At 60.3% G+C, this 24611-nt stretch carries 16 protein-coding genes; 5 read left to right on the forward strand and 11 right to left on the reverse strand.

What is annotated here, in order from left to right:
- The first annotated feature begins 92 nt into the window (after nucleotides 1-92).
- From AC3EA7_RS09765 to AC3EA7_RS09785, 5 genes are all read left to right on the forward strand, one after another.
- Nucleotides 93-2576: a PAS domain-containing hybrid sensor histidine kinase/response regulator gene (locus AC3EA7_RS09765; protein WP_488613859.1), complete on the forward strand. Its 2484-nt coding sequence runs from the start codon at nucleotides 93-95 to the stop codon at nucleotides 2574-2576.
- A gap of 71 nt (nucleotides 2577-2647) precedes the next feature.
- On the forward strand, nucleotides 2648-5002 hold the full coding sequence (locus tag AC3EA7_RS09770) for a glycosyltransferase family 39 protein (RefSeq protein WP_488613860.1): 2355 nt from the start codon (nucleotides 2648-2650) through the stop codon (nucleotides 5000-5002).
- Nucleotides 5003-5234: 232 nt separating this feature from the next.
- On the forward strand, nucleotides 5235-7295 hold the full coding sequence (locus AC3EA7_RS09775) for a tetratricopeptide repeat protein (protein ID WP_488613861.1): 2061 nt from the start codon (nucleotides 5235-5237) through the stop codon (nucleotides 7293-7295).
- 18 nt (nucleotides 7296-7313) lie between these two features.
- Complete coding sequence (locus tag AC3EA7_RS09780; protein ID WP_488613862.1) at nucleotides 7314-9554, forward strand: phospholipid carrier-dependent glycosyltransferase; 2241 nt, start codon at nucleotides 7314-7316, stop codon at nucleotides 9552-9554.
- A 204-nt stretch (nucleotides 9555-9758) separates the two neighbouring features.
- Nucleotides 9759-10601: a DNA methyltransferase gene (locus AC3EA7_RS09785; protein ID WP_488613863.1), complete on the forward strand. Its 843-nt coding sequence runs from the start codon at nucleotides 9759-9761 to the stop codon at nucleotides 10599-10601.
- 107 nt (nucleotides 10602-10708) lie between these two features.
- Here the strand turns inward: AC3EA7_RS09785 and AC3EA7_RS09790 are convergent, their stop codons facing one another.
- The 11 genes from AC3EA7_RS09790 to AC3EA7_RS09840 all read right to left on the reverse strand — a co-directional run bounded on the left by AC3EA7_RS09790 (nucleotide 10709) and on the right by AC3EA7_RS09840 (nucleotide 24609).
- Nucleotides 10709-10927 (reverse strand): Franean1_4349 family RiPP, encoded by a 219-nt coding sequence (locus tag AC3EA7_RS09790; protein ID WP_488613864.1) that lies wholly within the window; start codon nucleotides 10925-10927, stop codon nucleotides 10709-10711.
- A 30-nt stretch (nucleotides 10928-10957) separates the two neighbouring features.
- The gene (locus AC3EA7_RS09795) at nucleotides 10958-15250 is read right to left on the reverse strand and encodes a tetratricopeptide repeat protein (RefSeq protein WP_488613865.1); all 4293 of its coding nucleotides are present in this window, start codon (nucleotides 15248-15250) and stop codon (nucleotides 10958-10960) included.
- Between the two features lie 76 nt (nucleotides 15251-15326).
- The gene (locus tag AC3EA7_RS09800; protein ID WP_488613866.1) at nucleotides 15327-16832 is read right to left on the reverse strand and encodes a hypothetical protein; all 1506 of its coding nucleotides are present in this window, start codon (nucleotides 16830-16832) and stop codon (nucleotides 15327-15329) included.
- A 36-nt stretch (nucleotides 16833-16868) separates the two neighbouring features.
- The gene (locus AC3EA7_RS09805; RefSeq protein ID WP_488613867.1) at nucleotides 16869-17171 is read right to left on the reverse strand and encodes an ArsR/SmtB family transcription factor; all 303 of its coding nucleotides are present in this window, start codon (nucleotides 17169-17171) and stop codon (nucleotides 16869-16871) included.
- 185 nt (nucleotides 17172-17356) lie between these two features.
- Entirely contained in the window at nucleotides 17357-18118 is a 762-nt protein-coding gene (locus AC3EA7_RS09810; RefSeq protein ID WP_488613868.1) for a hypothetical protein, read from the reverse strand.
- On the reverse strand, nucleotides 18115-19140 hold the full coding sequence (locus AC3EA7_RS09815; RefSeq protein ID WP_488613869.1) for an ABC transporter ATP-binding protein: 1026 nt from the start codon (nucleotides 19138-19140) through the stop codon (nucleotides 18115-18117). Before AC3EA7_RS09815 ends, AC3EA7_RS09810 begins: the two co-directional genes overlap by 4 nt.
- Before the next feature lie 82 nt (nucleotides 19141-19222).
- The gene (locus tag AC3EA7_RS09820; RefSeq protein WP_488613870.1) at nucleotides 19223-20044 is read right to left on the reverse strand and encodes a hypothetical protein; all 822 of its coding nucleotides are present in this window, start codon (nucleotides 20042-20044) and stop codon (nucleotides 19223-19225) included.
- Between the two features lie 11 nt (nucleotides 20045-20055).
- Nucleotides 20056-20421, reverse strand: coding sequence for an NADH-quinone oxidoreductase subunit B family protein (locus AC3EA7_RS09825; RefSeq protein ID WP_488613871.1), 366 nt, complete (start codon nucleotides 20419-20421; stop codon nucleotides 20056-20058).
- A gap of 253 nt (nucleotides 20422-20674) precedes the next feature.
- Complete coding sequence (locus AC3EA7_RS09830; RefSeq protein WP_488613872.1) at nucleotides 20675-22132, reverse strand: proton-conducting transporter transmembrane domain-containing protein; 1458 nt, start codon at nucleotides 22130-22132, stop codon at nucleotides 20675-20677.
- Nucleotides 22133-22176: 44 nt separating this feature from the next.
- Nucleotides 22177-22896 (reverse strand): hypothetical protein, encoded by a 720-nt coding sequence (locus AC3EA7_RS09835; RefSeq protein ID WP_488613873.1) that lies wholly within the window; start codon nucleotides 22894-22896, stop codon nucleotides 22177-22179.
- A 3-nt stretch (nucleotides 22897-22899) separates the two neighbouring features.
- Nucleotides 22900-24609 (reverse strand): proton-conducting transporter membrane subunit, encoded by a 1710-nt coding sequence (locus AC3EA7_RS09840; protein ID WP_488613874.1) that lies wholly within the window; start codon nucleotides 24607-24609, stop codon nucleotides 22900-22902.
- Nucleotides 24610-24611: the final 2 nt, after the last annotated feature.

Here is a 24611-nt window from a genome sequence, read left to right on the forward strand (position 1 = left end):
ATCCAATGGCGCATGCTGGCAGACGAGGCGCCATTCCACCGCGATGACGCGGATTACGCATGGTGACTTCCTCCCCGTGAAAGGGGAGCGCCATGAGCAAGCCAGAACGGTCAAAGGACCTGTTGCGTGACCCTTCATCCCTGGCATCGCTGATTCTCCTGATGCAGGGATTCGCCGTCACCCTCGCTGTCGTCAATATTGGCCTCTTTCTTGCAAGCAGTGATCTGACCGGCGCGGCAATCGCCGTCATTGCGTCCGTTGCCGGGCTGTCGCTCGCGCTGGCGCGACGCCTCGCGTTGCAACGGCGTCGCCATCCGGCAGTGATGCTGTTTGCTGCAACCCTCTCGCTCGGCGCCATGACCGTGGTATGGGTCGAGCCAGCCAGCCTGCCGGTTGCTGTGCTGATTCCGCCACTTATCCTGATTACGACATTGCAGCATCTCCGCGGTCATGAAGTCGGACCGTTGCTCCTGCTCACCAGCCTGATCACGGTCATTCTTGCCATCAGTAGCGAACTGGCGCAGCCATGGTTCATCACGTATGAGCCGCTTGCACCTACGCTTCGTATTACTGCGCTGGTGAGCGCCGTGCTCCTGCTCGCAGCGCTTCTCTGGCGCTTCAGTTCACACCTGCACGCCACGCTGGGGCGCCTCGAAGCCTCCAATGCCGCACTGCGCGACAGTGAAGCGCGGTATCGCTCCGTCGTCGAGGAACAGACCGACCTGATCTGTCGCTCACGACCCGATGGCATCATCACCTTCGTCAATGAAGCCGGCTGTCGCTACTGGGGGTTGAAGCGGGAGGAGATCATCGGCAGCAACCTGCGGCGGTTCATCCATCCCGACGATATTCCCAATTTTGATCGTTACCTGGCGGCGTTGACTCCTGAGTCGCCGGTGGGGACCATTGAACATCGCGTCATTCTGCCAGGCGGCGAGGTGCGCTGGCAACGATGGACCAACCGCGCGCTCTATGACGGCGAGCGTCTGGTTGGATATCAATCGGTCGGGCGCGATATTACCGAACGCAAGCGCGTCGAGGAACAACTGTTTCGCAACGAACGCCAGTTCAAAGCCATTGCCGAGAATGCCCCCGATATCATTTCACGGTACGACCTCCAGGGACGCTACCTGTATGTCAACCCGGCGTTCGAGCAGGCGACCGGGGCGACCGGCGCGGACGTTCTGGGCAAAACGCAGCGTGAACGCGGCGTGCCTGAACATATTGCGCAATTGTGGGACTCCTGTTTTCAGGCTGCCAGCGAGACCCGCTCGGTTCAAACAATCGAGTTCGGTCTCCAGATGCCATCAGGATATCGATACTATGAGTCGCGTATTGTTCCCGAAATCAGCCCTGATGGCAGTGTTGAGTCGTTCCTGGCGCTCTCACGCGACGTGACTGAGCGTCGGCAATACGAACTCGTGTTACAGCACCGCCAGAAACTCGAAAGCATGGGGGTTATGGCGCAGGGCATTGCCCACGAGTTCAACAATCTGCTGGGCATTATTTTGAACAACGCCGAGCTTGCGCTGACCACGCTCCCGCCGCAGGCGCCGGAGCGCATGTCGATCGAAGCCATTACCTGCGCCGGCCGACGCGCAGCAGCGATTACGCGCCAGATGCTGACCTACGTGGGGCATAGCCCATTGCAGACAACCCTCCTGAGCCTTAATGATCTGATCCAGGAGATGGCGGATCTTCTTCAGGCATCGATTACCAAAGGCATCTCGCTGATCTATCACCTGAGCGACCATGATCCGCTGGTGGAAGGAGATGCCGCTCAATTACGCCAGGTTCTCCTCAACCTGACGATCAATGCGGCAGAGGCGATTGGCGATCAATCCGGCGAAGTTGTGATTGCGACCGATGAACGTCTTGTGGACCATACGTTTCTGGCAATGACGGTTGGAACGCCCGATTTGCCCGATGGAACATATGCCGCGCTTTCTGTCAGTGACAATGGGTGCGGTATGGATGCCGCAACGCTCGAACGAATCTTTGATCCCTTCTTCAGCACCAAATTCATCGGGCGCGGTCTCGGGCTGCCGGCGACGCTGGGCATCGTGCGCGGACACCACGGCGCCATCCATGTCGTCAGCGCGCCTGGCGAGGGCACGACGGTCACCGTCTTCTTGCCGATCGCGCATCGACCTGCTACACGCGCTGCATCCGCTCCTCATGGACAGCTGGTCATATACCCGGACTATCAAAAAATCTTCCTGGTCATTGATGATGAGGAAAGCGTGCGCGCAGTCGCAATGCGTATGCTGGAGTGGATGGGCCATCCGGTGCTCACAACCGGCGACGCCGAAACGGCTGTCATCCTTGCTCGACAACACCGGCAACACCTGTCATGTATCCTGCTCGACACGATAATGCCCGATCATGATCTCCACCGGACCGTCAGGGATCTCCGCCAGGCATGCCCTGATGCGCCAATCGTTCTCATGAGCGGGTATACCGAAGATATTGCCAGCCGGCGGTTTGCTCACCTCGGTCTGAACAGTTTTCTGCAAAAGCCATTCACCTCACACGAACTGCGAGATGCGATCGACTGTGCACTGGCAGCAACCTGAGCGCATCACGCCAGCAATTTCGGGAGAAGCCTGCGCCAGATCCGTCCATGTCGGGTATAATCCCGGCATCTATGGAACAGCCATCCCGACATCGTCCTGACCGGCGCCTCGTTGCGCATCTGCCGCTGCTGACGCTCCTGGCGGCAGCCGCGATCTTCCGCGTTGTGCTGTGGGGAGTGTTGCCCCGGCAGGGGCTCATATCCGACGAGGGCGAATATCTGTCGGCTGCCTGGTGGCTGGCGCATGGACGCGGTTTCGACTGGCACCAGGGATACCTGTGGACGCGCGCGCCGTTCTACCCGCTCTTTCTGGCAGCGCATCTGCGTCTGTTTGGCGATGATCCCGGTGCAATCTTCGTTACCCAAACCGTTCTGAGCCTGATGATCATCGCCCTGATCTACGCGCTGACCCGAACGATCGCGCCGTCCGATCTGCATGCGGCGCCGTTGATTGCTGCTGCGCTCGCCAGCGTCTACCTGCCCTTCGTTATCTATCCGCAGATGATCCTCTCCGAAACGCTGTACATCTGCCTGATACTTGGCGGCATACTGGCGCTGCTTCGCAGTCATGCGCCAGAGACGACCATCTCCGCTGAGCGCCCGCTGCACGCCAGGCAGCCGCTCTCAGGCGTCATCATTGCCGGCGCGCTGTTCGGGCTGGCGACGCTCACCCGCAGTCAGACGCTCCTGGCGCTGCCGGTGATCGCCGGGTGGATGGCGTTTGTCCGGCAATACACCCCACAACGTGCACTGGCGTTTCTGGTGGCGGCAGCCATCGTTATTGCCCCCTGGACGGCGTACAACTCGCGGATCTATGGCGGACCAATCCCGGTGGACACCAGTGGTGCGTTCAACCTGCTCATTGGCGCATGGTCGGCGCACGCCGGCGAACGACGTGACGCGCCAACGCGCGATTTTGTGCTGGCGATGTTTCCTGATCGGCGCGCAGCGCCACCCGATAACACGTGCCTGCCCCATCCCGGACCGCAACCGAACCAGGCGGCGCGTCAGACGGCGATGATGCGTGAAGGTCTCTGCCGGATCGCCGATCGTCCGCTGGCATTCGTTCAGAAATCGCTGATCGAACTTGTTGACCTGTTCCGCATCAATTACACCGGCGCCGAACGTCTGACCGATGGATTTTCGACCGGTCGCCTGCCGATCTGGTATGTTCTGATGACGTTTCTGCTCGATGATACGCTGTATGTCCTCACCCTGCCGCTGGGGGTTATCGGGTGGGCAGTGGTGCGTCGTTCTGCGCCCAACCTCGGAGCGCCGGCATCGCTCATCGGGATCTGGCTGGCGTTCAACATCCTGCTGGCGCCGCTGTTGTTCGCCATCAATCGCTTTCGTATGCCGTTGTTGCCGTTCATCTTCATCCTTGCGGCAGTGACCATCAATACATTGCTGCGCCGCCGTGCGTATCTGTTCGACATGTTGCGCACGCGCTATGGCGTCGCCTGCGGCCTGCTCGCCGGCTTGTTGACCCTGATCGCCGCGTCGCCCCACGCCTATCTGGAACCACGACCGCCAGGCAGCGACTCACAGTGGGCGTCGTACCTGGGACCGTACCCGTCGAGCGTGGCGATTACCGGCATTGCCATTGCAGCGCGGCCGCTCGCACTGGACGATGCGCGTTTTCTGGCGGCGTTGCAGTCTGGCGATATTGCCGCTGCCAACGCTATTTTGCATCACGGGTCGCCGGGCCGTGACACCCGGCGGTTGGGCGCTGCGCTGATTGCTGCGCATCAGGGTCGATATCGTGAGGCGCTGGCATTGCTGCCGCCGCCCGATACGCTCACTGTGACGGGAGATGTGCAGGGCAGCGTCGTTCGTGGCGATCTGCTGCGCAGCATGGGCGACGAGGCTGGCGCGCGCGCAGCGTTTACCCCGCGCCACGTTGACGCAGCCAACCCGGTCGCATGGTCCTGGGACTGGTTGCGCCCTGCGCCAACCCGCGTCATCGATCTGGGCGGAAATCTCGATCTGGGGTACATTCGCGGCTGCTACCCTGGCGAGGGTGACGCTGCCGAACGGAGAACCTATCGCTGGTGCACCGATGGCGCTTTGCTGCGTTTTCCCGGCGCCGGACGCGCATATCCGCAACGTCTGATGTTTACCGTTGATGGGCGTGGATGGCCCGCCGATCTGCATCCAGCTTCACCGGTGCGGGTATTGCTCGCAGGAAATGAGATTGGCGCCTTTCCGGCAAATCCGGACGGTGTGCGCACATTCGAGGCGACCCTGCCGCCAATGCCGGACGGAGCGGATGTTGTCATCGAATTGCGAGGTCCTGGGTTCGTTCCCGATGCAGCGCGCTACCTGAGCCAGCAGGGTGAAGGAGCCGTTGGTCAGGTGCACCGGCTGATGGTGCGGCTGGATCGGGTTGAGATTGGGGAGAGCCGAGAACTGAGAACTGAGAACTGAGAACTGAGAACTGAGAACTGAGAACTGAGAACTGAGAACTGAGAACTGAGAACCGAGAACTGAGAACTGAGAACTGAGAACCGAGAACTGAGAACTGAGAACTGAGAGCCGGGAGAGAGGAATTGGGGAGGATTGAACAAGGGTTGATGAGGGTTGAGGGTTGAGGAGCAAGGGTTATCTGCGATGGATTCTTCGATCTCATTGCTCCTAACCCCTAACCCCTAACGATGCCATGTCGCTAATCAGACGTTTCAACCAGCCAGATCGTGCAGGCATCGCCCATATCATGGCAGTCATCGGGATCATGGCGCTTGCGCTGATGTTGCGGCTCATGGTGTGGTGCTGGCACGAGATGTATCCATTGGGAGGCGATGAGCAGGAATACCTGAATCAGGCGCTGACGCTGCTGCGCACACGCCAGTATGTCGAACTGCGCCTGATGCGCCCTCCGCTCTATGCCATTTTTCTGGCGGCGTGCATCGTTGCCTTCGATCTCCTGATCCAGAACCTGCGTCTGGTGCAGGCGATCATTAGTGCGTTGACCGTTGCGCCGCTCTATCTGCTGACCCTGCGGCTATTCGGTGATCGGCGCGTTGCGATGATCGCCGGGTTGCTGGCGGCGCTGAACTACACGCTGGCGTTCACCGCAACCGAATTGCTGACCGAAACACTGTTTCTTTTCGGACTAACCATCATCTTCGCGCTGTTGCCGCATTGCGCAACCTCTTCACGATGGTCGCCTCTGATCGCGGGAGTCTGCCTTGGAGCGCTGGCGCTCCTGCGTTCTGTTGCGCTGCCGTTGCTGGCGCTGGGGGCGCTCTGGTTGATGGTGAACGCCGGAAAACGTGCAGCGGCGGCTTTCGTTCTTGCCGCCATCCTGGTCATTGCGCCGTGGACGTTGCGGAACTATCTGACCTATGATGCGCTCATTCTGATCGATACCACCGGCGCAGAAAATCTGTGGCTCGACAATGATCCCGCAGGTCGCGAGGCGGTCAAGCGCCAACTGTACGCCCTTGGCGACGATATGGCAGCGCGGCAGCGCCTGGCAGCCGAACGCGGAGTTGCAGTCATTCTCGCCAACCCTGATCACGTCATCGCCAAGGTCTGGCGCGAGGCGCGCCGCTTCACCGCGCTTCAGTTCTTCGACGATATGCGCAGCCGTCCGGCGATCTGGGTTCCGCCGTTGCAGGTCTGGTTGCGGCTGATCCTTGGCGATGGACTGTGGCTGGGCATCCTGCTCGGCGGCGCGGCGGGACTCTGGCTGGCGCCCACACGGCGCTGGACGCTCGTGATTGCCGCGCCATGGACGCTCTATATCGCGCTGAGCTCCCTGATCTTCCACGTTGAGCCGCGCTATCGGCTGCCCATCTATCCAGCGCTCATTCCATATGCCGCATGGCTGATCGCGCGCCTGAGCGCGTGGCGGATGCCGACGCAGCGCCGCATGCCGGCAATAATGGCTGCCGGAGCAACGTGCGCCGCGCTCGTTGCCATCACACTGATGCATCGCCCCTATGTGTCGGAAGCCTGGCGGTTGGCGCAAAAACACTTCTATCTCTGGCAGGCGAGTCGTGCGTTCGACCGGGGCGATATGGACACGGCACGCACCGCAGCCGGGGCAGCGCTGCACCTCGATGAACGTTCCGCGCTGGCGCGTGTCGTCCTGGCACGCGCCGATCTTGCGAATGGCGACGCTGACGCAGCGCTCGACACGCTGAATGCGGCGCTGACCGCCATTCCTGATCATCCATACGCGCATTTGCTTCGTGGCGCCGTTCATCGCCTGCACGGGAGTGAACGAGCAGCGCGCCGCGACCTGGAATACGAAACGGCTTCGCTCGAAGACCTGCAACGCTGGGCATGGGATGTGTTCCGCCCGATTGCCCCGCCGCAGGACGACCTGGACATTGGTCATCTCGATCTTGGCTATGTTCGCGGGTTTCATTTTGCCGAACATGGTTTCCGCTGGACGACCGATCACGCTGAGATTCTGCTAGCGGCGCGGTCTGGCGGCATGCTCGAACTGCGGCTCAACGGCGACCGATTGCCTGGGGCGCCACTTCCAGAGATAATTGTCCGTATTGATGGAACCGAAGTCGGTCGGATGGCCGTGCCGCAAGGCTGGCATACGGTACGACTGCCGCTGCCGCCTGGCGCTGCCGACGATGGTCAGGCGCTGGTAAGCATTCAGAGCACAACGTATCGTCCGCGCAGCATTGATCGGGCGAGTCCCGACAATCGACCGCTTGGAGTCGCAATTGATCGAGCGCGGATCGTGGATGCGCCATAAATCGGGGGCGCCCGTTGCATGAACAGTTCAGCGAAGGAACGCCTGCTTCTTTTCCTGATACTCGCACTGGCGCTGGGGTTGCGCCTGCTGCTCTGGATTCAGCCGCTCCATGAGCCGGCAAATGATGAGGTCGAGTACATCACCGTTGCGCGCGATCTGCTGGAGGGGCGCGGCTGGTCATTCTACGACCGCTACCACTGGCTGCGCGCCCCGCTCTACCCGCTGTTCCTGGCGGCATCCTGGGGGCTGGCGGGCGACGACGGCTGGCCTCGCGCTGCGCGCGCGCTCCACCTGGCTGCGTTGCCAAACATTGCGCTCAGCGTGCTCAGCGTCTACCTGGCGTATGCGCTGGCCGCCCGGCTGGTGAACCGACAGGCGGCGCTCCTGGCGGCGCTGCTCACTGCCGTGCTCTGGACGAATGCTACCTTTGCCAGCCTGTACATGGCGGAGACGCTTTTTACAGTGCTGTTTCAGGCTGGTCTGCTCAGTCTGGTCCAGGTCAGCGAACAGCGCTCAACAACAAAACGCTGGTTGCTGATCATCGCAGCGGGTGTGGCGCTGGGGCTGGCAGCGCTCACTCGATCGCTGGCGCTCCTGTTCATACCGGTGGCTGCGGGCTGGCTTGCGATCCATCTGTACCGCCAGCAGGCAGATGACGATCTGCGCCGTCGGCTGACAACGTCGCTGCTGGCGGCTGCCGTCTGCCTGGCAAGTGCGGGGGCGGTCATAGCCCCGTGGACAATCCGCAACTATCAGGCGTATGGCGGCTTCATTCTGATCGAAACCGGCCTTTCGTACAACCTGTGGGTATTCAACGAGCCGCGCGAAGACCGTGAAACCATTCACCGGACCCTCGAAAACATCAGCAACCCCGTTGAGCGGGCGAACTACGCCACTACACGCGGGCTGGAGCGCCTGCGCGAAGACCCGCTGATCATCGGGCGCAAACTCTGGCCGAACTGGGTTTTCCTGGCGCGCATCAAGCCGATCCAGGATCGGTTTCTGATGGAAAGTTACTACGCCGACGTCGATCTGCCCCTGTTCGTTGCGGCGCTGATCTTTGACGACCTGCTGTATATCCTGATCGCTCTCGGAGCGATGGTCGCTCTGACGCACGTGGTATGGAGACGGAACCGAAAAGATCATGTCTATTCGACCAACGATCCGCTCTTGGAGGCAGAGTCGGTCAGTGACCGACCATGCTCTCGCACGCCAGTCGCTCGAAGCGCCCGGCGGATGCTGGTTCACACGTCTGCGCCGCCGGTCGCTTCTGCCGCCCTCTGTTTGCTCTGGATTGGTTACGCGCTCACAACCATGCTGCTCACGCACGGCGAAGCGCGTTACCGGCACTTTTTATTTCCGGCACTTATCCCATACGCAGCGTGGACGTTCACTGCACTGGCGCGACGCACTACCTGTTTTGAGCGTCGGCTCGTAATGGCGATAACGCCATTGATCGGCGTCTTTCTCTGGACGGTGCTGACCGCGTACCCGTGGAGTTGGGTGAGTGAAAACCTGGCACGCGGGAGTCGCGCACTGGCGGGGGATGTCTGGATGGCGCTTGGTGCGCCGGATCGGGCGGCGCACGCCTACCTGCGCGCTCTGGAAGCGCAGGCGACTCCTGACGGATGGTTGCGGTTGGGAGCAGCGCACCGGGCGCTTGGTACTATCGACCAGGCGCGGGTCGCCTACCGAGCAGCGTGGGACACAAGCCGCGCCTACTACATCGCCAGCGCGCACCTCGGCGATCTCGAGCGTTCACTCGGCAACGTAGACGAGGCACGGCGCGCATTTGCTGGGGAGTATGCCGACGAACAGCGGGTGCTGGACTGGTCGTGGCGCATGCTCGGCGAAAACCCGCCGGCATCGCTGGATATCGGCGATGGTCTCGATTTCGGGTACATTGGCGGGGTCTACCCCGCCGAAGAACTTCTCGGCAGGCAGGTGCGCTGGAGCGCTGGGCGCGCACTGCTGCGTCTGGGGGGCGCCGACGCAGGCGCGCCAACGTTACTGGCGCTTCGGCTGGCAGCGCCGCATCCTGATCGTTCAGTCGTCCCGGTACGTATCTGCGTCGAAGGGGCGTGCCGGCAGGTCGCGGCAAATGCCGGCTGGCGCACCTACACCTTGATGATCGAGCGGTGCAACACACCGGCGCTTGTCGAAGTGCGCAGCCCGACATTCACGGCTGCCGACGGACGGCGACTGGGGGTGATCATCGATTGGGCAGCGATGATTCCACTTACCGGGAGAGAGCGCTGAGGTCTGAATCTTCTCACGATCCGAGAACCACCCCCTTGCTTCCTGCCTTCGGCGTTGGCTTCGGCAGGTTCAGCCAACGCTCGTCGCCAGGGACAAGCATCGAGCAGCGCGTGTATCACGGCCGCTTTACAGCCGAACGGCAGTTCTGTATAATGTGCGCCACGCAGATCAAGGGGCGTCAATTCGATTGATAAAGGATTTACGATGAGCAATGGTGAAGAGCAACTGACGTTGTTTCCGAAGCCCGATGATGAACGTAAACGTAAATCTCCCAATGGAGTTACAACGAGCAATCTGATTTTTACCGCTCATGTCGGCACGAATGAGGAGTTATTTCCGCAAATCCTGGATCTCCATGTGCCACCAGGTTCAATAGTGGCGGATGTCACATATGGCAAGGGCATCTTCTGGAAAAACGTTCCAAAAGATAAGTACAAGGTCCTGGCTACAGATATAGAGAACGGCGTTGATTGTCGGAATCTGCCATACGATACAGGTTCCATTGACTGTGTCATTCTTGATCCGCCGTATATGGAAGGTCTCTTCCGTCGCTCGAAACGTCACCTGGCAGGCGCGGGAACATACGTTGCTTTTCGTTCGACGTATTCCAATGGAGAGCCGACAACTGAAGGACCAAAATATCACGAAGCAGTGCTTGATCTCTATTTCAAGGCCGGTAAAGAGACTCATCGCGTATTACGCTCATACGGAATACTGATTGTCAAATGTCAGGACGAGGTAAGTGCAAATGTCCAAAACCTGACGCACGTTGACATTATCGTCCACTATCAGTCACTCGGATTCTATGCAAAAGACCTTTTTGTGCTCGTCCGTCCCAACAAGCCAGCAGTGAGTCGCATCAAAAAGCAAGAGCACGCAAGAAAAAATCATTCCTACTTTCTCATATTCGTAAAGACGGATGGAAAAAACCCTCGAAAAAAGAGGAACGGCAACAGCAAAAGCAACAGCAGGGCGATCCCTCGTAGAGGAGCGTCCTGCCGTCTCCTGCCTATGGGTCTGTATGTTTGGGGTATCAGGAGTGCATAGCGACGACGTTGCGCTGACCGTATTCTGATTGCAATGCCAGCCTCTGCGGAGGCGTTGCATTGCAACATCTCCACTACCCGACAACCCCCCGCGCCTCTCGCCTCATCTCACATCAAACCCGTGCCACCGCGCTTTGACAGGCGCTGGTCAAGGGTCATGGCAAACGCCTGGAGGCTGGTGCTATCGAGTTTTTCGAGGGCGTCGAGTTCATCTTCCGTCAGGTCATACTCCTTGCACGCCTCGTGTGCGTTGTCGATCAACGCCTGACGAAACTCTGGATCAATCACCGCGCGTCCAATCACCCGCTCGACTTCCGACTGAGACATGGCACTGCTCCTTTCTGAAGGAAAGATGCGCTATGCTGCGAGCATGTCACGATGCGCAACACGCATTCGATGCGCTTCTCCGCTGGCGCTCAATACAGTAAACGTATCGTATGCTCGTTTTAGATACGCAGTTCCTTCATTCAGGTTGCCGGTTTTCAGCAATGCCGCGCCATGGGCGCACCAGGTTCGCGCCAGTTCGAAGCGATCCTGCACGGCTTCGCACAGCGCTGCACTGGCCACGAAATCATCCTGCCAGGATCGCCCTTGCGTCACGGTCGCCGCGCCACGCAACCGCAGTGCAATGGCCATCAAATCGTCGGCGCCGAGGGTGCGGCTTAACTCAACTGCCTGCTCTGCATACACGGCTGCGTCTTCCAGGTTGCCCAATTCGATCAGCGCCTCAACCAGCGCATTGAGCGCCTCGGTCTGGAGCGACGGCGCCTGGAGCGCCTCAGCCGTCGCTAGCGCCTGGCGAGCGAGTTCGACCGCGCGCCCATAATCACCCTGGGCGCCGGAGGTTTGTGCAAGATGGACCAGGGCATTCGCCTCCTGATCGGTGCTGCCCAATGCGTGGTGCAGGCTCAGCGCCTCTTCGTACACCTGGTGCGCCTGAGCATAGTCGCCGCGACGATAGTGAATGATGCCCAGCGTATTGAGCAATTGTGCGGTTTCCAGTTGCGCGTGCAACCGACGTGACAGATCGAGCGCCTCCCGGCAACGATCTTCGGCTTCGGCATACTGACCGAGCACCGTCAGCGAGTAGGCGATATTCCCCAAAGCATAGGTAATGGCGTAGCTCAAGCCAATCTTGCGCGCCAGCGTCTCAGCCACGCGGTAGTGTTCGAGGGCGCGTTGATGATCATTCTGCAACTGCCAGAGATAACCGATATTGTTGTGCGAGGCGATCATGCCAGGCAGGTCATCAATCGCTTCCCGTGCGTGCAGGCTGCGCTCGAAGAATTCGCGGGCGCGCGCATATTCGCCGCGCAAGGTCAGCACCGAACCGCTCTCGGCATGCAGACGCGCCTCGATCTGCTCATCTTCGGCGCTTTGCAGATCGGAGCGCAGCATTGCCAGCCCTTCTTCGCACGCAGCCAGCGCCAGATCATACTCGCCGCGCCGCCGTCGAACGAGGGCGATGTCAGCGCAGATGCGGGCTGCCGCCAGCGGCGCGACCTCTGCCGGATGCGTTCGCACAATGCGCTTTGCCTGCTCCAGCGCTTCGAGCGCTAGAGCGTACATCCCCTGCTTCTCGAGCACAGCGCCGCGCCGGTGGTGCGCCTGTTGCGCCACCTCCGGCGAGATGCCAGGCGCTTCGAGCACGCGCGCAATATGTTCCAGCGCCTGGTTATAGCGACCGAGAGTCGCTTCGATATCGGCGATGGCCAGATGGGTTTCCCAGCTGCGAGGATCGCGCTCATCTCCTGCCAGCGCATCGAGCGCCCAGGTATAGTACTGTAATGCTTCTTCGTTGGCGAAGACGGCACGCGCCGCGTGACCGGCCTTCAACAAATAGTGAATCGCCTTGTCGCGCCGGTTGCTAAGGCGGTAATGATGCGCCAGCAAACCGTAGTAATCATCCAGATCATCGCTGTAGCGTTGCTCCAGATACTCGCCAATTCGGCCGTGCAACTCACGCCGCCGTGAGTAGAGCATACTCTGGTACGCCACTTCCTGGAGCAGAGCGTGGCGAAACATATGCACCCGTTCCGGCTCGAGCCGTTCCAGCAGAGTGATTTCCTGCTCATCCAGATGCGTGAGTTGGCGCAGCAGTGCGAGATGGTCGATACTCTGGATCGCCTGCAACACGCCAAACGGTATCCGTTGCCCGATGACCGACGCCACGCGCAATACATTGCGCGCATGTTCATCGAGGCGATCAATGCGCGCCAGGAGCAGTCCATTCAGGCTGTCGGGCAGATTATCGATGCTCGAAAGCAGCGTCTGGTTCGATTGAGCCAGAACAGCGCGCAGCAACTCTGCGAGAAAGAGCGGGTTGCCCGACGCTCGCGCTGCAATCTGGCGGCGCAGCGTTTCGGGCAATTGCACATCGCCTGCCAGGATCGTCACCAGACGATCACTGTCGTCTGCCGGAAGTTCCTGCACTTCAAGGACTGCAGCCTGATCGTCATCCAGCAGCGTACCAGTCGGTCGATGCGCCCCAAGCAAGAGAATTGCCTGGGCGCGTATTGTCTGTGTTACGCGACGCCAGAGTTCGAGTGAGACCGGGTCTGCCCAGTGCAGATCTTCAAAGACGACCAGCAGTGGGCTCTGGGTTGCGGCCTGCAGCAGCAAGCGTTCGAGCAGGTCGAAGCGGCGCTCCTGCCGCAACTGCGGATCGAGCCCACGGGTCAGCCGATTGTCGGGAATATCGAGCCGCACCAGATCGCCCAGCAACGGCAACCACTCTTCCATCGCGGGACCAAGCGCCGCCAGGTGTGCGGCGATTTTCGCTGCACGCGCCTCATTGCTCTCGCCCGCTGCCAGTCCGCAAAGGGACTTCAGCAATTCGCCCCACGCCGCGTATGGAATGCTCGACGTATAGGAAAGGCATGCCGCCGACACCACGCGCACGCCGCGTTCGCGCGCCATCTCGACCAGGGCAGCCAGCAGGCGACTCTTCCCGACGCCTGCCTCGCCGACCAGCCGCACTGCCCGATCTGCGCCAGCAAGCGCTGCTTCCAGGTGGTCTTTCAACCACGCCATTTCATATTCGCGATTAACAAGGGGGGGTTGAATGCTTTGAAACAACAGTGTCGCTTCGCTGCTGTCGCGTTCACCGACGATGCGACAGATTTCGAGCGGTTCCGTTTTCCCTTTGAGTGCTATTGCACCCTGCGGCTCGCACACAATCCGTGCCGTCGTTTCGGCAAGCACCCGGCTGCACCAGATGTCGCCCCATGGCGCTGCGCTCATCACCCGTGCAGCAACATTGACCGCATCGCCCATGACGGTATATTCCTTACGGGTGGCGCTGCCGACATTTCCGGCGAAGACGACGCCAGGGTTCAGCCCGATCCGCTGGCGCAGCAGCGATACCGAAGGCGATAGCGGGTATGACCCGGGTTCTTCGACGCCATGCAGTTGCGCCTCGATCTCCGCATTCACACGATGCAGGATGGACTGCATCGCCAGCGCAGCGCGAGCGCCTCGTTCAGGATGATCTTCATACGCCGCCGGCGCGCCGAAGATCGCCAGCAGTTTCACTCCTTCTTCGGCGACATCCAGTTTGTTGATGAATCCTCCATAGCGCGCAATGGCCGATTGCATTTCGGTCATGTAGCGCTCGAAGATACGCGCGGATTGCTCAGGCGGCAGCACTTCCGCCAGCGCCTCAAGCCCGGTAATCTGAACGAATAACGCAGTAACCGGTCGCAGATCGGCTTCGATTTGCGGTTTGTCCGGAATTGCAATAATGCGACTCAGCAGGGCAGGCGGGATATACGGGACGATGCGATCAAGATCATCGAGCAGATTGGTCAGCGTTGCGTTGGAGGCCGCATCGTCCAGATCGTGCTGCCCGGAAACCGGGGGGGCGGCAGGGTTGGCAAGAGCGTGGAGACGGAAAAAACCGTTGTGCAGCGGCTTGCCTATCGCATCGGGCAGCAACTCATGGGCGCGTCGTCCAAGCACGATCTCACCCGGTCCGGCAAGCGCCTCGGCGCGCGCCACGCCGTTCACCACAGCGCCAAGCGCCGCATAATGCCACGTGTCGGCATGGCCAGCGCTGACCAGCGCAACCTGACCACTCTCGACGCCAACGTGCAGATGCATCGGAAAATCGCCCACCCCGGCGACACTGCACACATATCCGTTGAGCGCCTGTTGCAATCCAAGCGCTGTTTCCGCAGCGGTTCGGAAATGATCGGCATCGTCGAACAACACCAGCAGCGCGTCGCCGCCAAACGAGATAAGATCGCCGTTATAGGCATGAACGACATCGATCATGCGGGCAAAGATGCTGTTGAGGAAATCGGTGACCAGTTCGGTTCCCTCCCGCCCCAGCACGCTGAGCCGCTCCGCCAGCGCCGTCGAGCCGGACAGATCGGCAAAGAGGAGCGAGCCTTCCACCCACTCCAGCCAGGGCGGCGCGTGACGTTGATGAAGCGCCCACCGAACGACCCGGCGTGGCAGGTAGGTTGCGACGGCGGCGCGCACTGCTGCGAGATGATGGCGAACGGTGGAGATGTTGGCGATATTGGAGGTGCGACTCACACGATCATACACATCGACCGGCAGGTAACGCGCCAGTCGTTCACGTGCGACTATGCTTGCATCTATCGAATCGGGCGTGTTGTCTGATGTTTGTTGATGCAGCACCATACGTTTTTGCGAAAGAGCGACGCAACCGGATGACACCAGACATTATACTGTATTGCCAGAATTGCTTGATTTGTGTTCATCCCGAAGCAGTTCGCATCAATGAACGCGGAAAACCGCCATCGAACACAACGACCAGCGTATTCGGGCGCAATTCGCGTTCGACATCGCCCATGCCGACGACCATTGCTTGCGGACTGGCGCCGCAACTCAGGCGAATGATCGCCTCGACGTGAGGCGCTGCGATTGGCGGCTCAACGACCAGCACGCGATCAATTCCCCCGGCAGCGCACTGCGCTGCCGCAAACAGACGCAATTCTTCGCCGGGACGTGCGCCGGCGGCAAAGCGAGCTTCCCGGCCACCGACTTCGTTCACTGCCAGGATGCTCAGTGCCAGCGCACTCAGAAGTGCAACACTGCCGACCAGCAGGCGCTCGACTCGCATATGGGCGCGTGCGCCGGTATTCATCTGCCCGGTATGACCGCCTGACTCTGCTGCCATCACCCAATCCGCCAGCGCGGATGACCACCTGCCGACCATCAGCGCAATGACCATCACCGGCAGGTAGAGATACCGCGAATCTGGCGCCGAAGCGAAGGGCGCGGTTGGCGCAAGGGTGAGGATCAGCGCCAGCATGCCGTTCAGAAGCGACGCGGCGCCCTTGCCGTATCGCCACACAATGACCAGAGCGATCACGCCTGTCAGTACTGCTCCGGCGCCTGCGAGCGGCAACCACGCCTCTCTGCCATACTCCACGCCTGGCAGCGGTGCAACAATCAATCCAAGACTCCGAAGCGGGTTGAGCGCCACCTGGGCGCCGAAGCCATAACCGCTCTCGCGCACCAGATAGTTGCGCGACGCCACATCGAGGGCGAGGAAGAGATACGCCACTGTGAGCAGGACCGGCAGAATGAGCGGAATGAGCGCCATGCGTCGTTGTGTGATGCGTGACGCTTCCCATTCGGTCAGCACAATCAGTGGCGCCCCGATGATGGCGCTCTCTTTGGTCAGCAATGCAAGCGCCAGCAGCAGTACAGCAGCGCCGTACCAGAAGGCGTGGGACAGCATGCGTCTATTGGACGCATCGACGCTCCACCAGCAATGCAACATCAGCAGCAGGAAGAGAGTCGCCAGCAGTTCGCTCTGCGCCGATACCCACACCACTGCTTCAAACGGCGCCGGGTGCAGTGCCGCCACCAGTGTCGTTACGGTAAACCCAATCATCGGCGCAAGAGAAGCGCGTGATCGGGTCATGCGATATGCCAGCCAGCCCACGAGCGCGGCGTTGGCGACATGGAGCGCCAGCGACACGCGGTGAAAGGCGCCGGCATCAAAGCCGAACAGACGCCATTCGAGCCACAACAGCAACCAGACGAGAGGGCGATAGAAGTGCGACTCGGCGCTGGCATCGAAGGCGCGCGCAATCATCATCGGCAATGACCGATCGCGCACGTTCAGCAGCCACTGGAAATCATCAGCGGCAAACGCACGACCGGGCAGCGCCTGATAGGCAACGGCAACGGTCGGCAGCGCAACGATGAGCGTGGCGCTTACCAGGAGCGCGTATCGTCGAACATCGGACATGGCAGCAGAACGCGACTCAGCGCCGGCAACCGCCGTTCAATCACGCAACGTGCTAATCTGCTGGCAGAGCCAATCCAGTTGCATCTGATTGATCATGTAACAGGTCGCCGGTCCTTCAGACTCAGCGAGCAGCACACCCGAGGCGCAGAGAACCTTCAAATGTTGCGACAGCGTTGATTGAGCGCGCGCCAGCGGTTCAGGCAAATGCAACTGAATCTGGTTGCCAATGCAGCGCGGGTGACGCTGAACATAGCGTACAATTGCCAGGCGAACCGGATGCGCCAGCGCCCGGCATATAGCCATCAATCGTTCATCGTCTGATGGAGACGCCGAATCCATGGCAGACCTCTCTGCCACACCGCATGTCACCAATGAACAAACCTAGCACGATGCTTCGACCGGCTTTCGTTCGCTCACAATCAGGTTCACAACGGGTAAAGCCAGCACTTCAAGCCGCGACAATAGTGGTAGTCTTCATTGAGTCATCTTTCCACTGGATTATACTGCACCTGGCATAGCAGTGGCTAGGCTGAAAAGACAATCTCGCGCTTTGCAAATGAATACACGGCGAGCGCCAGAAGCCCGATCACCAGAAACAACTGCGCCAGCGGAACGGCTGCCGAGGCGCCGTTGTAGTCCCGGCTGACCGAGATCGCATAGCCGGTGAATGCAGGCAACATCGGCGTGCTCAGGATGGTGCGCGTGACATCCAGCGCAACGGCGACCGGCGCCGGCAACGATGAGAGTGTCGCACCGCCAATCAGGCTCCCGGAGAACGCCAGCGCCACCAGCGCCAGCACCGCCAGACGCCATGGCGCTGGCAGCACAATGGGCGTCAGCAGAGTCAGAAACGCCGCCAGCAGCGCCAGATTCAGCAAAAGCGGGATCGTTCCCAATACCCAGCCCACAAAACCGAGGCCGCCTATTGGGTTGGTGAGCGCAATCAGCAGGCAGATGGCGCCATACACGCTCCACGAGACCGCCAGCACTGCCAGGTATAGTCCTAGCAGGTATGGACCGCGCCCCAGACGCCGCGCCAACGTCACGTATCCTACGGCTCGATCACCGAGTGCAAGAATAGTCGAGCCGGTATATACCGTCAACCCCAGCATTAACAATCCGGCGGTTGAAAAGAAGTATTCCGGCGTCATCGGCATCGTCCAGCGGCGAAAGAACAGATAGTATGCCGCCGCTGTCGCCAAAACCTCGACGACGATCCGCCCGGAGCGCAGATACTCGCTCAGAGTGAACACTGCAAACCAGCACGTGCGAACCAGCGCGTTCATAGACTTTTGCGCTCCTGATCCTCGTGGGCCCGCTGGTCTTCCTGTTGTAGTAGTTCGCGCAACAGTGTATCCCCCATACCCGAAGGACCAGGTGGAGGCGCTTCCGATGAACCGTTGCGACTTGTTTCGCCCCGCACCGCCTCGAGATAGAACTCCTCAATTGGATGGCGGCGCGGCGTCAGCGTCACGATAGCAATGCCGTGATCGAGGAGCAAACGCAGCACCTGCGCCTGGAGTTCCGGCGTATTTGGCGCCAGGGTAATCTCGCGTCGGTTACACTGCACTGCTGGCGACAGCGCAATCAGAGCCGTCTCGGTTGCTGGGGGAAGGTCAGTAACTGTAATCACGACACTGCTCGATGGCCGGTGGAGTGAGTGCGTTTCCGCCTCCGCTGCGATGCGCCCGCCATGCAGAATGCCGATACGATCACACAACAGGTCTGCTTCGTCGAGAAAGTGGGTCGCCATCAGGATCGTGCACCCACGCCGGCGGACTGCAACGAGAAGATCGACGATGTCGCGTTGCCCTTCTGGGTCGAGTCCTGCGGTCGGCTCATCGATAAGCACAACTTCCGGTTCGCTCAACAGCGCCTGTGCAAGCCCGACGCGCTGCACCATGCCGCGTGGAAGGGCGCCTAACAGATGATCGGCGACGCCGGTCAAACCAAACGCATCGATCTCGGCAGCGACTCGCCGCCGCAGCCTCGCACCGGAGAGACCGCTGAACCTTCCCAAATAGAAGAGATATTCACGCACGGTGTATCGTGTATGGTAACGCGCTCGCTCCGGCACATATCCGACGCGCCCATCAACCTGCTGGATCTGCTCGCTTCCCAGAACGCGAATCGATCCGCGATCCGGTCGCAGAAAGCCTGCAATCAGATGGATCAGCGTCGTTTTGCCAGCGCCATACGGACCCAACACACCGTACACGGCGCCCTGGGGCACACGTAGCGATACGCCGCGCAGCGCAGGAACGCCGTCATAGGATTTGTGAACGTCGTTGAGTTCGATACTATCCATGGGAGAACCGGAAATGGGGAGTGTAAGGGTTAAGTGTTCATTGATCTCATTGATCTAACCCCTCATCCCTAACCCCTGAACCCTAACCCCTTGTCACCAACTCCAGATACACGCTTGTGATCAGTGCAACAGGGAGCATGTACCAGAGGCACCAGTGCACCGTCGTGTGCAACGTCACACGTGGCAACGTCTGACGCGCCCGGCGCAGCCCAGCGATCAGCACAGCAAAGAGTGCGATGACAATGATCAGCGCAATTGTCGGTTGAACGACTTCCGTTCCAGGCACGACGCCGACCACGAACAATGCCAGCGCCAGACCCGCACGCATGTGGCGCGCCACGTATGCCAGCCAACGTTCACGCTCATCCAAACCCTCCTCGGCGCCCAATGGCGAAAGGCTGGTATCTGGCTCAAATGGTCCGAGACCGGCGGCAGCGGCAACCGCCACCAGCCCTGCAACAAACAGAACGATTCGCCCTAACACTTCGAGTCCTGTCCAACCCGTATCGCCCCACAGCAGACTGCCGGCTGCCACCCAGAGCGCCAGGCGTCCTGCGCCATTCACCTGCGCTTCCCGAATAACGGCGCGCGCCGCCAGCGGTGATGAGGCCAGCAAGCCGGCAAACACCGGCGCCAGGAATGCGCTTTCGACCAGGACCCCTATCAGAGCCGGATGACCCACCCAGGACTGATCACTCGCCGGATGAAAGGGCCAGGGAAGCGCAGCAAACGCCAGAATAACCAGCACGATGCACACCAGCGCCGCCCATCCATCGATGCTCTGTGGGAAGCGCTGCATCGACGGCGCTGGCCAGATACGGACACCGGTTATCACCCGCGCGATCAGGACGCTCAGACCAGATGCTATCACGAACGCCAGCCCAATTGCGATGAGGATATCCATTGCTTGTCCACTTACTCATTGTTATTCCGGGCAATAGCGCGAATTGCTTCGATAATCCGCTCGTGCTCCGGCGGGCAACCATCGAGCGACGACTGCACGGTCAATCCAGCAGCGCTGACAAAGCCCCCGCGCCCAAACGGATGCCCGTCGATAGCGCACTGTCCAACGGCCAGGAGTGGCGCATGATCCTCTAACTCCTGCATCAGCACAGTCAGCGCCGCTTTTGCGCCATGTGTTAGCGGACCGGTGACCAGCAGGACATCCGCCTCCTGTGGTGACGCTGCCCAGACAATGTCCGCAGCATTGCTGACGGCTGCAATGATCTCGAGATCGCACCCGCCGCATGAGCCGGTATTAAACCGATAGACCCGGATCATACGCTTTTCCATCGAGAACTGAGAATCGAGAACTGAGAATCGAGAACTGAGAATCGAGAACCGAGAATTGAGAACTAACACGAATACGCGGTCATTTGGACAATAAGGGTTTTTGAGAACATCATCCGTTAACGCCCGGTTAAGCCCGCGCAGGCGGGCTTGGCAACCGTAGTCCGCGGCTTCAGTCGCCGGGCGGACTGCATTCCACGCATTTCCTGCCTGCTTCAACCTTCGCATCTTCCCGCCTGCGACGTTAACCCTCTCCCTTCACAAATGTCAATCCCCGAATGACGTCGGTAATGGTTTCGAACAGTGGCTGTGGATACAGACCGATTACCAGGCTTCCTCCCAGGAACGCCAGCACAACGAGCACGACAATGAGCGGTTCAGGCGCAAGGTGGCGTTGTGGCGGCAGGTCGAGTTCGGTTGTTCCGAGCACCAACGGCGTTTCAGGCGCCGGTTGATCTTCCGGCGCCCCGTTCAGCCAGTCGCGCGCCAGGCGTGCGAGCGCCAGCAATGCCAGCGCCGTCGCACCAATCAGCAGCGCCGATAAAAGCGCACTATTGCGTGCTGCAACTTCATACAGGAGCATCTTGCTTGCAAAACCGCTCAGCGGCGGCAATCCAATCAGCGCCGCACCGCTGCCCAGCAGACCGCTGCCGGCTACGGGCCATCGCCAGAGCATGTCGCGCCGCATCACTTTGGGCGGACGTCCATCTGGCTGTTCCAGCAGCGCCAGCGAGACCATCAACAGCGGAACTGCCAGCATCTGATTGAAAGCCTCGAAGACGGCGCCCGCCAGACCAATAGATGTCGTTGTTGCCAGTCCAAACAGGATCATGCCGGCATTATAAACCACGAGATACCCGATCGTGCGTCGCGGGCAGTTCTGCACAAGCGCCAGCAATGCGCCGATCAGCGCTGCCAGCGCACCTGACCATGTCAGCAACTGCAAACCGCGTTCATTTTCCGCCACCAGCGTCGGAAAGAACTGGAAGACGCTGATCAGAAACAGAAGTCCCGTGGTATTCAGCACCACAATGATCAGCGCCGACGCCATCGGCGAGGCGTCTTCCACGAGATCAGGCAGCCAGGAATGGAACGGGACCAATGCAATGCGTATTCCAAACGCGACCACGACAAACGCCAGCACCAGTTTCGGGGTTGTCTGATCCGGCACAATGCCAGGACGATAGACATTGATAAGCACAAATCCCATGTATGCCAGCGCCCCGGCAAATGCCATCAGCACCAGATACTTGAGCGCTGATGCGATGACCTTTGGCTCGACCAGGGTTGGCGCTCCGGTTGGAAGATCGACAATGGCGAGGACGGAGAGCAACCCGGCGCTCACCAGCAGCAATGCCACAACGAATGGTTCCTGGAGCAGCACGACTATTGCTGATGCAAAGCCGATGATAATGAGCGCGATTGACACGAAATGCTCCCCGTGCGGCAGGCTGCGGGTCGCCAGCACCATCAACGCCGTCACTGCCGGGAACCCTGCCAGGAACAGCCGTCCAAGCGGATCAAGATTGAGGGTAAGACCAAGCAACCGCACCGGCTGATCGACCGGCATCACCAGCACGAGCGCAAGCTGGGCGATCAATGCAGCGACCGACACCCCGACAACCAGTTGCGCCTCCTTTCGGATCAGAAAACAACTCGCGCCAAGAGCCAGAGGGAAGGTTATGAGCAACACGTAGGACATACATTTTTGGGATGCGCCTGCGACGGTATGGACTTCAAGCGATCTTACCGCTTGTACAGCGCGCTAAGATCAAGCGTTTTGAGCCGACCATACATCAGGCCGCTCAGATACGCAACCGACAGCGATAGCACAATGGTCGTGAGACTCAACAACGCCAATGGGAATACCTGAACGGTGCTGGCAATCGCAGTATAGACCAGATCAATGCTGCTGACGACCAGGAGCAATCCCAGGCCGATCTTGAGCGTATCACCAGCAATCACGATAGTGAACAGACCGGTCAGTCCCAGCCAGTACCAGGCAACATCGACTGTCTGACTTCCGATTGGATAGAGGCGCGGCAACGCGAGGCTGGCAATTGCCGCCAGCACCAGCGCCCAGAACGGCACCACATACTCCGACACGTGAAATGGTTCACTGGCGCGCTGCCGTTGGGCGCGGCGCGCGGCGCGGCGCAATTCCGCCAGCGAAAATTCATCGAGATCTTCCAGATTGTATTCGCGTGAGAAGGTGATTGCGGTGACCCCCAGGATCAGGCTGGCAGCCAGACCAGCAATCGCTTTGACCACAATCGTCGTGCTGAGCGTGAGCCCGCCAACAGCAAGATCGGGCGTGATAAACTGTTGCTGCGCCAGAAACCACGCAACACTCAGATAGTTGACGAACAGCGCAGGCGTCGTGATCCGCCAGTCGCGCAGCAGAAGGATGATCCCGCTGGAGACGGTCAGACCGATGATTGCCCAATTGATCTGGAACAGTGGCATCGACTACCCCGCAGCAAACACAAGGATCACAACGATCAGCGCAACGAGGACAGCAGCCAGGTAATAGCGGCGTCCCAACACCGCCAGTCCCTGCCGGATTCGCAGTGCCGCTCCTGCAAGTCGAGTCTGTGTCGTTTCTGGCAGCGCAGGCGCTGCAAGCCATGCCAGACCGGCGAATGCTGCGCCGATGGTATCGGGAGTCAGTGCAGACGACAGTCGTTCATCCAGCGGCGGCGCACGGCGTTTGCGAGCGCGGCGGAGCGCAACGGGCGCAGCAATCAAGAGCGCCGCAGCAATGATTGATGCGATTGAACCCATGAGTCCTGGAAGGCGCAGCGTATTGCTTGCCAGCACAAACTGCACAAGAGCCGGGAAGGCGCCGGTGAGCGCCAGGAGCGCACCAACGCCGAGCGGAAGCATCTCACCCGGATGCGCTCGTTGCAGCGAAGCCGAAGGCGTGGATGCGCGCCAGAAACGCACCATCGGCGCCACCAGCGCCAGCGCCAGCAAACCGTTGCCTGCAAGCAATGGCGCTATTGCCCAGGGAACAGACTGCTGTACAGCATCGAACAACCAGAGCCGCGCCCAGAACCCCCACGTTCCGGGTAGACCGATGGCTGAAGACGTTGCCAGGACGACGCCGGCGATGGTGAGGTGCAGGGCGCTTTCGGGATGATGGCTCAGGGCTGTCACATCATCGTTGCCGCTTCGACGCTCGAGCGCCGCAACGCCCAACGACAGGGCCAGTGTCGCAATCAACCCATGAACTGCCAGGACAGGAGCGACCGATACGAAAGCCGCACTGCCACATCCGGCGCAAACGACGATCAACGCGATTTGTGCGCTCAACTGCGCCGCCACAATCTGGCGCAGCGAGGTCGACCAAACCGCGCGCGCTGCGGCGAGAACGAATGCCAGTATGCCGGCTATCGTCACAACAGAAAGGACGGTCTGATCCAGCAATGCCAGGTGATCGGGCAGCAACCGCAGGAGTGCCGCAATACCGATGAGCGGCAATCCAAACGGCGCCATGGTCGCTAGCGTGGCAGGCGCCAGGTGGGCTGAAGCAAGCGCTGTATGAGCCGGTGGAAGGCCGCACAAGACCCAGGCGGATGCCAGCACGCCCATAGTGATCAGCAGCGGTGACGCGCCTATCGGATCGGCACGCTCGATCATCAGCACTGCCAGGAGAAACAGCATCGCAACACCACCGGTCACCGCCAGAGTCAGCGGAGCGTCCGACCCCGACAGAGCGCCGCTTGATCGCAACGCACCGAACCACGCGATACCTGCGATGATCGGAGCGAACGCCAGCCCTGGCAACGCCGGGCTGCACGCGCCAATCGCTGCGATGCCCGGCGCAAGCAGCAATGCAGCGAATAATCCGCCGAAACCGCGCAGGTCTGATGGCAGCGCCAATGCCGCACCCAGCAGACCAAGCGCGCCGCCGGCATAGACGATCATCGCCATTGACCATCCCAACGGATCGACGACCAGCGCAATCCGCCACGAGGCATCGTTCCACGCCAACCAGACGACATCGACAACGGTCAGGGGCATGTCGTGGGCGAAACGCCCGGCAACCATCAGGATCGTGCTGAGGAGAAGCGTGACGGCAGCGATCAAACCGATCAGTCGCACGGCGACGAAGCGACTTAGTGCCAGACAGGCGATCATGCCCATCAACGGCAGGATGAAAGCCAGCAATATCATAC

This window comes from Roseiflexus sp., assembly GCF_057785375.1.